This window comes from Acidimicrobiales bacterium (assembly GCA_035316325.1).
GTDB lineage: Bacteria > Actinomycetota > Acidimicrobiia > Acidimicrobiales > VFJN01 > DASXTK01.
On sequence record DATHJB010000188.1, the window covers coordinates 1 to 4,635 of the forward strand.

Genomic DNA, 4,635 nt, shown 5'->3' on the forward strand with positions numbered 1-4,635 from the left:
GGGTTCATCATGGCCAACCACGGGAAGCTGGCCCCGCTGCGTCGGATGCAGGAGGGCGACCGGGTGTTCGTCTACTCGCCCCGCACGGCGTTCCCGAAGGGCGAGTCCTTCCAGGCCGTCGCCATCGTGGGCGTGGTCACCGGCGCCGAGCCGGAACCCAGCGACGTCATCGAGGGCGGCTACCGACGCCGGGCCGACCTTCGCGAGGTCCCGCCGATCCCTTTGGCCAAGATGCGCGGCCACCTGCCCACCACCAAGCTCCGGTCCGGCTGCTTCGAGCTCTCCCCACCCGACGCCGACGCCATCTGGTCCCTGGTCCCCAAGGACCACCGTCGGCTCCTGCCCGAGTAGGCGCGTGGATGGGTGCATCGCGGTGCCGAGGCAGCCCTGGCGTTCACCACAGAGCTCCAGTGCGGAGGTCCTGGTTGCCGCGGCCGGCTGGTCGAGTTCGGTGCCGGTCTGCAAGTTGCAGCCGCCGCGGGGATCGAGGGGTCGCGTCGGTCTCAGCGGCGGAGTTGTTCGAGGCGGGCGGCGACCTGCCGGTAGCGGGTGACCGGGACCAGGTGGACGCCGGTGAAGGCGCCGCTGGACCGGATGCCCTCGACGATGTCGACCGCCAGGTCGATGCCGGCGTCGGAGTCGGTCTCCAGGCGCTGGACGAGCGCATCGGGGATCTCGATGTCGGGGATGGTGGCGAGTAAGCGCCGGGCCATCGCCGCCGAGGCGACGACCATCACGCCGGCGTAGACGTCGGTGCCGGCGGCGATGTCGGCGCCGATCGTGTCCCGCCAGGCAAGCAGTCGATCGAGGGAGAAGCCGACCTGCACGAACAGGAAGTCGGCCTCGTGCTTCCAGGCGGGGACCGGCGTGAGCCGGGTGGTGGCGCCGAGGCGGAAGGGCCGGCTGCTGGCCAGGGCAGTGGACCCGGTGGCGGCCCGGGCGTGCTCGATCATCGACCGGACGGTGAGCTCGCTGGTCCGCCCGCCGGTAGTGGGCTTGTCGCCGTAGACGAACAGGAATTCCTCGACGCCGTACGCGGCGGCGGTCAGCAGGTCGCGCTCGAAGCCGAGCAGGTTGCGGTCACGGGCGTTGAGGCAGGCGACCGCCTGCCCGCCCATGGCCTGGACCTCGTGTGCGACCGCGATGCTGGACACGGTGGCCCGGCCGATGTGGTTGTCGGGGATCAGGAACGACGTCGCCACCGGCGCCATCACGCCGATCTGGTGCCGCACCCGGGTGAGATCGGGCGTCGTCGCCGGCTCGATCTCGCACACCACCTCGAAACGGTCCTGCGTCATGACCCGACGCTACGCCCCCCGGGGCGAGCAGTCAGCTCTACGCACACGCCACCGAGGCTGCCGCCAGACAGCTCCGACCTGCGGGTGTCGTCCGACGCCGCCCGACCGAACTGGGGCAGATGGACCCCGAACCGCATCACTCGATCAGACCACACCATCAGACGATGGCAACAGCGCGAGAAGCGCCGCCATGTGCGGGTGTTGACACCGATCACAGCGTGGCGTCATGTGGGGCCCCTGGCCTCGGCCTGGCTGACGGCAGGTCGCTGAAGCCACCGTCCCGGATCCATCGCAGGAGGAGGACGAAGGTCTGCGATTTCAGGGGTTGGAGTCCTGTTGGGTCCACCACCCGCAACCCGTACCTCGGTACGGGATCACGTACCTCCTGGTAGCGGCAGCGATGGTGGTTCCCGGAGGTTGTCCCGTTACCTTCGGCGGCGGATCCGTACGTGGCCGGGGGTCGTGCTGGCATCTGCCGCGTACCTCCTGGTAGTCGCCGACTACTGCGGCTGTGGTCGAGGGTTTGAGTCCCGTTGGCGACCATCGGCCTTGAAGGCGCTGCGGGCCGGCGCTAACAGCGCTCAAGAAGTACTCGGCAGCGCGATAGGCGCCTTGGTCTCAGGGGGTTATCGCAACGCTTGGTCGAGTGCTTCGGATGGTTTCAGTGAATCGAGCGGGTCGCGGTGATTGACCTAGGTGGTGTTATGTACCGCCGATGGGGTGGCCGGTTCCGCGACCGGGGGCTGGCTTCTTCGGGGAGGTCGAAGCGGTGGCGGGCGACCGGAGGAGGCGGGTCTCGAGGGTGGCGTCGTCGAGTTGGGCGACCTGGGGATGGCCGAGGGCGCCGACGCTTCTCGTCGGTGACGACGGCGATCCCTACGCCGGGTACATGAAGGCGGGTCTGGCTGCTCTTGACGCTCGGTCGCCACGATGTCATCGAGCAAGGAGCGGCGACGCAGCCCATGACCGAGCGCAGTGCAGCAGTTGAGCAGTCCGGTAGGCACAGCCAGCCGCCAGCAGAAAGGCCCCGACGCACGCAAACGTGTGTTCTATCGTGAGGTGCGTGGTTGAGGACTCCGGTGGACACTGATCAAGCGCATCGGACGCCAACGCGGCTGGAGGCATCGTTCCAAGGCGGACGTGGTCGGCCGCCGACCCATCTGCGTGTCAATGGTGGGACCGTCTACCGAGTCGAGTGGGTGCGGGATGTCGCTCCGGCAAGCCTGCCGGACGCCGGCGGCATGCTCGTGGTTTCGCTGCAGGCCTACTCCGAAGCGGCCGACGAGACGCTCAAGGTGTCGTTGCTGGTCGGATCAGCGGAAGGCGACCCGTCGCGACCTGACTGGTCATCATGGAGGCACGCCTCGAACATCACCTCGACGGTCATCGGTGGACGTAACCGTACCCATGGGGCGGCTCCCTCGGGAGTGCGCGGAGGAGCGCCGCGCCGACCTCGGCGTCTCGACAACCCAGGGCTTCCCGAGTGGCGGCGGGGCCCTTGCCTGGGATGCGGGCATCCCGTTGTGAGGGTTCGTGATCCACACCGCTTTATTGGAGGAACCGCTAGCGGTAGTTGGTATGTGTGTTGGCCATGGGGCCCGGAGCACATGGCCAGTTCCGGCTCCATGCACCCGGGAGAGGAGATCTACCTCTTCGGTGTTTGCCACCAAGGTTGTACCGAATTGGCGTCATTGCGGCTCCGCGGCGGATGGGCGGAGCTGACCTTTCCTCTGGCACAGCTCGACCTTGATGATGCCGAGATGCAGACGGACGACAGCCGGCTTCCTCCCGCTGATGCCACTTGCCCATTCTGTGGAAGCTCGGAGGAGCTCACCGATGAGCACATCTGGCCGAGATGGGTGTCGAAAGAGTTCCGGACGATGGGACGAGTTCTCTCGCCGTTGCCGGGACTTCGCAAGCCCAGGCGCGAGATCGATATCACCACGCACGTGTGCCGCCCTTGCAACAACGACTGGCTAGGCACACTCGAGAACGACGTCTCGGCGATCCTGCGCCCGATGCTCTGGGGTGAGTGTGTCCCCCTACCTCCTCACCATCAGGTGCTGATCGGCACGTGGGCGATGAAGATGGCCATCCTCATCGATCGCGTGACCGGGTCCGTGGTACCCCGCTTCTATCCGATGGACCTTGCCATCGCTCGTCAACCGTCAAGGAACTCGTTGGTCTATCTAGGTGCCTATAACGGTGGCCGGTGGGCAGCACACTCGGCGAGGGATCTACTGCATCATGCCAACCCGGGTGACTCGCGACCGCATCAGCCGACGCTACTTGTGTCGACTTTCGTGGTCTACAAACTCGCGTTTCAAGTATTGCTTCCGCTGGTTCCCGTAGTCGATGGAACAATGGGTGCAACAACTGACTCAGGAGAGCCTGAACGATTTGTCAGTCAGATATGGCCCGCTGTTGACACGCCTGTGCAGTGGCCGCCGCGCTCTCTGATGGGTGATGAGGGACTCGAATCCCTGGCCACGAGGTTCTCGGCCCCCGGTTGAGATTGGGAGGTGACGCCACCTTGGACGCATCCCCGAGGTCGCTGCCGACCTGCCGATTGTGGACGGCGGGTTCTGGGTGTTGGTCATGTTGAACGGCGACCCCGACGACGCCCTCCGGGCGTTGTCGGTGGCCGGTTGAGGCCGCTGCTGGAGTGCTGGGCTAGGGCCTGTCCGGTGATCTTGACCCGCTCCGACGCGCACATATCTCGAGCCGCCAGACCGCCGACGGTCGCACCGAACCGGCGCTACCGAGCCGGGGGGCGTCGTTGGGCCCGGCCGGTGGCGGTCCTGGCTCGGGACTCGCAGGCCGGAGTCGTTGGACATGGCCTAGACAAGGGCCGTGGAGGTCGTGGTCGAGATCGTCGCCGAGCTGGTCGTCGGCATCGGGCTGGTGGGCGTGGCGTACGCCGTCGGCTCGATCGTCTACCTGCAGTACCGGGTGGCCAGGCGCAGCCTGCGCCACCTGGCCGGCACCGAACCGGTCGTCGACCCCCAGGGCGGCCACTGGACCGTGCGGGTAGCGCTGGCCCCGCCGCCGCTGCGCCTGACCATGTCACGGTGGTACTTCGGCATGCGCACCTCCGACCAGCAGGAGCGAACCCGAGCCGGCGTCGCCGCCGACGGCGTGACCAAGAAGGAAGTAGCCCACCCGTCGCAGCTGGTCGAGCGGTTCGACGAGATGGCCGGGATCGTGGTGTGGGCCGTGTTGCTGGCCACGCTGGTCGCCGTGGCCGTGCTGCTGCTGGAGGTGCTCGTGGTGGCGGTCGTGGCCACCGCGGTGTTCGCCTTCCGGGCGTTGCGGGGGCGCTGGCAGTGCGAGGTGG

Annotated in this window: 4 protein-coding genes; 3 read left to right on the forward strand and 1 reads right to left on the reverse strand. The window is 67.4% G+C overall.

What is annotated here, in order from left to right; translation table 11 throughout:
- On the forward strand, positions 1-351 hold a 351-nt coding region (locus VK611_25575; GenBank protein ID HMG44730.1), incomplete at its 5' end, for an EVE domain-containing protein.
- A 152-nt stretch (positions 352-503) separates the two neighbouring features.
- Here the strand turns inward: VK611_25575 and VK611_25580 are convergent.
- Positions 504-1,298 carry a methylenetetrahydrofolate reductase gene (locus tag VK611_25580; GenBank protein HMG44731.1) on the reverse strand — a complete coding sequence of 265 codons (795 nt, stop codon included), beginning with the start codon at positions 1,296-1,298 and terminating at the stop codon, positions 504-506.
- 1,607 nt (positions 1,299-2,905) lie between these two features.
- Here VK611_25580 and VK611_25585 point away from each other — a divergent pair.
- Together VK611_25585 and VK611_25590 are read left to right on the forward strand one after the other, a co-directional pair.
- On the forward strand, positions 2,906-3,811 hold the full coding sequence (locus VK611_25585) for a hypothetical protein (GenBank protein HMG44732.1): 906 nt from the start codon (positions 2,906-2,908) through the stop codon (positions 3,809-3,811).
- A 340-nt stretch (positions 3,812-4,151) separates the two neighbouring features.
- On the forward strand, positions 4,152-4,635 hold a 484-nt coding region (locus tag VK611_25590; protein ID HMG44733.1), incomplete at its 3' end, for a hypothetical protein.